This is a genomic window from Albidovulum sp. (assembly GCF_008933605.1).
Lineage (GTDB): Bacteria > Pseudomonadota > Alphaproteobacteria > Rhodobacterales > Rhodobacteraceae > Albidovulum.
In genome coordinates, this window is record NZ_WBUS01000173.1 from 1 (window position 1) to 6,230 (window position 6,230).

General features: G+C 68.8%; 4 protein-coding genes, 1 pseudogene and 1 riboswitch. Of the genes and pseudogenes, 4 read left to right on the forward strand and 1 reads right to left on the reverse strand.

All coding sequences use genetic code 11. From position 1 onward, the window contains the following. A pseudogene (locus F9K34_RS16285) lies at window positions 1-393 on the reverse strand (hypothetical protein); the annotation flags it as partial. 111 nt (window positions 394-504) lie between these two features. After that, a riboswitch (SAM riboswitch) is annotated at window positions 505-583 on the forward strand. 44 nt (window positions 584-627) lie between these two features. Between F9K34_RS16285 and metZ the strand changes: the two are divergent. From metZ to F9K34_RS16305, 4 genes are all read left to right on the forward strand, one after another. Then, entirely contained in the window at window positions 628-1,803 is a 1,176-nt protein-coding gene (gene metZ / locus F9K34_RS16290; RefSeq protein WP_291338173.1) for an O-succinylhomoserine sulfhydrylase, read from the forward strand. Window positions 1,804-1,920: 117 nt separating this feature from the next. Next, window positions 1,921-3,018 carry a GTP cyclohydrolase FolE2 gene (gene folE2, locus F9K34_RS16295; RefSeq protein WP_291338174.1) on the forward strand — a complete coding sequence of 366 codons (1,098 nt, stop codon included), beginning with the start codon at window positions 1,921-1,923 and terminating at the stop codon, window positions 3,016-3,018. A 144-nt stretch (window positions 3,019-3,162) separates the two neighbouring features. Then, the gene (locus F9K34_RS16300) at window positions 3,163-4,611 is read left to right on the forward strand and encodes a TrkH family potassium uptake protein (RefSeq protein WP_291338175.1); all 1,449 of its coding nucleotides are present in this window, start codon (window positions 3,163-3,165) and stop codon (window positions 4,609-4,611) included. Window positions 4,612-4,669: 58 nt separating this feature from the next. Continuing rightward, entirely contained in the window at window positions 4,670-6,118 is a 1,449-nt protein-coding gene (locus tag F9K34_RS16305) for a TrkH family potassium uptake protein (RefSeq protein WP_291338176.1), read from the forward strand. Window positions 6,119-6,230 lie beyond the last annotated feature (112 nt).

The window sequence follows — 6,230 nt, forward strand, 5'->3', positions numbered from 1 at the left end:
GGCGAGCACCGTCACCCGGCGGCGCGGTGACAGCGCGCGGATCCGCCCGACGAGCGCGGCAAGCGCGAGCCCGGCGCGCCGCGCCTCGGCGCGGGCGTGCCAGAAACTGCCGCAGCCCTTCCAGCCGAACGCGATGCCGAGATCCGGCCCGCCGGCGGTCAGGCCGAGGTGGCGCGGCCAGGGCAGGTCCCATCCGGGCAGGCTTTCGGCGCGCGAGAGGATCGTCTCGTGCGGATCGCGCCCAGTCACCGAGGGGGCGTAGCGAAAGCCGTGGATCAGAATCGGGACCGGCCTGTCGGGCGCAAGCCGGTCGAGCCAGGCGGAGAGGTCCGGCCCGTCACGGTCGCGCATCCGCCAGAGGCAGCCGTCGGCATTCACGTGCAGGAGCGTCATTCCCGCCTCCACAAGATGTTGTGGCTGCAACCTGACGCGCACATACGACGCTGGCGTGACGGGCGGGAATCGGATTCGCGACGTGGTTGACGCGCCACGGTCTTCGCGCTATCGCGGCCCCGTGGCGCTTTGTTCACCGGATTGCGGGCCACGTTAAACAAGCCGCTAAAGAGGTCGGAGGCCGCTGCGCCCCCACCCCTTGCCGGTGGGGGTTTTTTATTGCCGGAGGGCAAGATGGACGACTGGAAGACGGCGACGAAACTGGTGCATGCGGGGGCGCGCCGGAGCCAGTACGGCGAGATGTCGGAGGCGATCTTCCTGACCCAGGGGTTCGTCTACGACAGCGCCGAGGCGGCGGAGGCGCGGTTCATCGAGGCGGGGCCGGACGAGTTCATCTATGCCCGCTACGGCAACCCGACCGTGCGCATGTTCGAGGAGCGCATGGCGGCGATCGAGGGCACCGAGGACGCCTTCGCCACGGCCTCCGGCATGGCGGCGGTCAACGGGGCCCTGACCGCAATGCTGAAGGCCGGCGATCATGTCGTGGCCGCCCGGGCGCTTTTCGGCTCCTGCCTCTATGTGCTCGACCTTCTGGCCCGCTTCGGCGTCGAGGTCACTTTCGTCGACGGCACCGATCTTGACCAGTGGCGCGCCGCGGTGCGCGAGGGGACGAAGGCGGTGTTCCTCGAGGCGGTGTCGAACCCGACACTGGAGGTGATCGACGTCGCCGCCGTGGCCGGGATCGCCCATGGCGTCGGCGCCACCGTCATCGTCGACAACGTCTTCGTGACGCCGACCTTCTCGAAGGCCGTGGAACTCGGCGCCGATGTCGTCGTCTATTCGGCGACCAAGCACATCGACGGCTCCGGCCGCTGCCTTGGCGGCGTCGTCTGCGGCACGCGGCAGTACATCCGCAAGGTGCTCGAGCCCTATCTGAAGCACACCGGCGGCGCCATGAGCCCGTTCAATGCCTGGGTGATGCTGAAGGGGCTGGAGACGCTGAACCTGCGGGTGCACCAGCAGGCGGCGAGCGCCCAGGCGGTGGCCGAGGCGATCGCGGGGCACCCGAAGCTCGCGCGCGTGATCTACCCGGGTCTGGCGGACCATCCGCAGCATCGCATCGCGATGGAGCAGATGGGGTCGGGAGGCACGGTGGTGACGCTGGACCTCGCGGGCGGCCAGCCGGCGGCCTTCCGTTTCCTCAACGCGCTCGGGATCGTGAAGATCTCCAACAACCTCGGCGACGCGAAGTCGATCGCGACCCATCCCGCGACGACGACGCACCAGCGGCTGCCGGCGGACCAGAAGGCCCTGCTGGGGATCACCCCGGGTCTTGTCCGGCTTTCGCTGGGGATCGAGGATACCGGCGACCTCGTGGCCGACGTGATGGCGGCGCTCGACGCGGCGTGAACGCCCCCGGGCGTGATCCGGTGTCGTGTCTTGAACGTATTGGAGCGCGTATCGTTGGACATGGAGGGCAGCGCGCCCACATAATGGGTATTGCTGCCGGCACCTCAGGAGGGCGCGATGAACTTCATCCGGAAGATCGGCGAGACGCCGGACGCCGAGGACGCCGCCGAGGCGCTCTCGGTGCTGCGCGAGTGGGCCGCGATCGCGGACCCGGTGGAGGTGGCGCGGCTCGACCCTGCCATCGCGCGGCTCCTGCCCGGGGGCAAGCTCGCCAACTATCCCGACCTGTCGCGCAGCTACCCGGCGGACTTCGCCGCCGACGCCGGGTATCGCGCGTCTCTTCCTGACCTGCAGAACGGCCCCTCCAGCCTGATCGTCGGCGCCAAGGCGCCGATCCAGCATGTCGGCATCTCGAACTTCCGGCTGCCAATCCGCTTTCACACCCGCGACGGCGGCGACGTGACGCTCGAGACCTCAGTCACCGGCACGGTGAGCCTCATCGGCGAGAAGAAGGGCATCAACATGAGCCGCATCATGCGGTCCTTCTATGCCCATGCCGAGCGGACCTTCTCCTTCGCCGTGCTGGCGGCGGTGCTCGACGACTACAAGAAGGACCACGACAGCGTCGACGCCCGGCTGATGATGCGGTTCTCGTTCCCGGCGCGGGTCCGGTCGCTCCGCTCCGGGCTCGAAGGCTGGCAGTACTACGACATCGCCCTCGAACTGATGGAGCGGGACGGGCGGCAGAAGCGGATCACCCATCTCGATTACGTCTATTCCTCCACCTGCCCCTGCTCGCTGGAGCTTTCCGAACACGCGCGGGCGACGCGCAGCCAGCTCGCCACACCGCATTCGCAGCGCTCCGTCGCGCGCATCTCGGTGGTGGAGGAGGGGCCGCGGCGGCTCTGGTACGAGGATCTCATCGACCTCGCCCGGGCGGCGGTGCCGACGGAGACGCAGGTGATGGTCAAGCGCGAGGACGAGCAGGCCTTCGCCGAACTCAACGCCGCGAACCCGATCTTCGTCGAGGACGCGGCGCGGAGCTTCGCCGAGCGGCTCCTGGCCGAGCCGCGGGTCGGCGATTTCCGCGTCGTGGCGAGCCACCAGGAGAGCCTGCATTCGCATGACGCGGTGTCGATCCTGACCGAGGGACCGACATTCGTCGCCGAAAGCATCGACCCGAAGCTCTTCTCCACGCTGCACCGTCCGGGTTGAGCGGCGCCCGTCGCGGCGGCAACCGGGCGGCGGCACGAGAAACGGCATGGCGCCCGTCTCGGCCTCGTGCCGGGCGGCATGGCCGGGTGATACCCGGTCTGGACGCTTGACAGCACCGCGGGGTGCGGCCAAGCCTCCGCCATCATGGTCGACCTGCGCCCCGTCGGATATGTGATCGGTCTCGTCATCGCCGCACTTGGGGTGACGATGATCGCGCCCATCGTGCTTGACGGTCTGCTCGGCGACGGCAACGCCCACGCCTTCGCGGCCGCCGCGCTCGTCACCACGATGACCGGATGGCTGACCGCGCTGGCCTGCCGGAACAGCGCGGGCCGGAGCCTGTCGATCCGCCAGGCCTTCCTGCTGACGCTCGGGATCTGGTTCCTCGTTCCCGGCTTCGGGGCGCTGCCCTTCATCCTCGGTGCCCCCGGCGCACGCTTCATCGACGCCTATTTCGAGGCGGTGTCCGGCATCACCACGACCGGGTCCTCGGTCTTCCTCGCGGTAGACGACCTGCCGCCCGGCGTCACGCTCTGGCGGGGGATGCTGAACTGGCTCGGCGGACTTGGCATCGCCTTCATCGCGATGATCTTCCTGCCGGTCATGCGCGTCGGCGGCATGCAGTTCTTCCGCACCGAGGGTTTCGACACCTTCGGCAAGGTACTGCCCCGCGCGACCGACATCGCGCGCGAGCTCTTCCTCGTCTATGCCCTGCTGACCGCGCTCTGCATGGCCGTCTATGCGATGCTCGGCATGGCCCCGTTCGAGGCGGTCACCCATGCCCTCGCCACCATCGCCACCGGCGGCTTCTCGCCGCGTGCGGCCTCCTTCAGCGGATATTCCGCCCCGATCCTCTATGCCGGTGCGGTCTTCATGCTGCTCGGCAGCCTGCCCTACATCCGCTACGTCCAGTTCCTGCGCGGATCGGCCCGCCCGTTGTGGCGTGACGCGCAGGTGCGCGGCTATCTCGCCTGGGTCGCGGCCGGGGTTTCTTCCGTCGCGCTCTGGCGCGTGGCGACGAGCGAACAGGACCTCGAACCGGCCTTCCGCGAGACGCTCTTCAACCTCGTCTCGATCATGTCCTCGACGGGCTTCGGCGCCGGGGACTTTCCCGTCTGGGGCGCCTTTCCGATGGTGGTCGCGCTCTGGATGGGCGTGATCGGCGCCTGTTCGGGATCAAGCGCCGCGGGCCTGTCGGTGTTCCGCGTCCAGGTGATGTTCGGCGCGCTGGGCGCGCAGATCCGCCGCATCCACGCGCCGCACCGGCTCGCGCCGGTGCGCTATGCCGGCCGACCCGTCGACGTGGACACGATGGACGCCATCGTGCTCTACCTCGGCGCCTACATCATCACCTTCGGTATCATCGCGCTCCTGATCGTCGAAACCGGCGTGGACTTCGAATCCGCGCTCTTCGCCTCCTGGACCTCGATCGGCAACATCGGCTACGGCTACGGGCCGATGGTCCTTCCGACCGGCACCTTCCTCGAGTTTCCCGACATGGCCAAGGCGCTGATGATCCTCGCCATGATCATGGGGCGACTGTCGCTTCTTTCGGTGCTGGTGATCCTGCTGCCGCGATTCTGGCGGGAGTGAGGCCGGGTCGCGCGGGGCGCGCTTGACAGGGAGGCGGCGGGCCGCGAAGGCTCGCCTCATGCTCGACCTGCGTCCCGTCGGATATGTCATCGGCCTGCTGTCCGCCGCCCTCGGGGCGACGATGGCGTTGCCGCTGGCAGTCGATTTCGCTGCCGGCGACGCGCATTGGCACGCCTTCCTGCAAAGCGCGATTGTCACCTCCGCCAGCGGCGGGCTGCTGGCGCTTGCCTGCGCGAACGGGGTATCGGAACGCCTGAGCCTGCAACAGACCTTCCTGCTTGCCACCTGCGTCTGGGTCGTGCTGCCACTCTATGGAGCGTTGCCCTTCATCTTCGGCGCGACGGACGCCCGCGTGGTCGACGCGGTCTTCGAATCCATGTCGGGGATGACGACCACCGGGGGCACGGTCTTCGTCGGCCTCGAGCACCTGCCGAGGGGCCTCCTGCTCTGGCGCTCCATGCTGCAATGGTTCGGTGGCATCGGCATCATCATCGTGGCGATGGTCTTCCTGCCGGAACTGCGGGTCGGCGGCATGCAGATCTTCCGGTCCGAGGCCTTCGAGACCGGCGGCAAGGTGCTGCCCCGGGCGGCCGAGATCGCGGCCCGGATCGGAGCCATCTACGTCGCGCTGACCGTTGCCTGCGCGGTGGCCTACGGCGGGGTGGGCATGGGCGGCTTCGACGCGGTGAACCACGCGCTGACGACGATGTCGACGGGGGGCTTTTCCACCTCGGATGCCTCGTTCGCGCCGTTCCAGGGCGCCCCGGAATACCTCGCCTCTCTGTTCATGGTGCTCGCCAGCCTCCCCTTCGTCCGCTACGTCCAGATGCTCGCGGGGTCCACCCGGCCACTCCTGCGCGATACCCAGGTGAAGGCCTTTCTCTGGACCATCGCCGCGCTGGTGGCCGTGATCGCGGCCTACCGGATGCTCGCCAACGGCGACGGATGGGAGCACGCGCTGCGCGAGGCGCTCTTCAACGTCACGTCGATCATCACCGGCACCGGCTATGCGAGCGTGGACTACCAGCTCTGGGGGCCGTTCCCCGTCGCGCTCTTCTTCTTCATCGGGCTTATCGGCGGCTGCGCCGGCTCGACCTGCTGTTCGGTGAAGATCTTCCGTTACCAGCTTCTCGCCGCCGCCATCCGGGCACAGATCCGCAGGATACACTCGCCGCACGGCATGTTCCCCGCGCGCTACGAGGGGCACCCGGTCAGCGAGGAGGTCCTCTTCTCGGTGATGGCCTTTCTGGGGGTCTTCGTCGTCACCCTGGGCCTGACGGCTGTCGCGCTGTCGCTGACCGGGCTCGACTTCGTCACCTCGATCTCGGGCGCGGCGACGGCGATCGCCAACATCGGGCCGGGCCTCGGCGACATCATCGGCCCGGCCGGGAACTTCGCGCCGATCAATGACGCGGCGAAGTGGATCCTCACCTTCGCCATGCTGCTCGGCCGGCTCGAGCTCCTCGTCGTGCTCGTCCTCTTCCTGCCGCGCTTCTGGCGGATCTGACCGCCGGGCTCAGCGCCAGCAGGAGACGAGGACGGCAAGGTCGCGGCCAAGCGCCGTGAGGTCCTCGGGCGCGAGCTGGCCCGCAGGCGGCTCGGCCCCGGGCGTCGGCAGG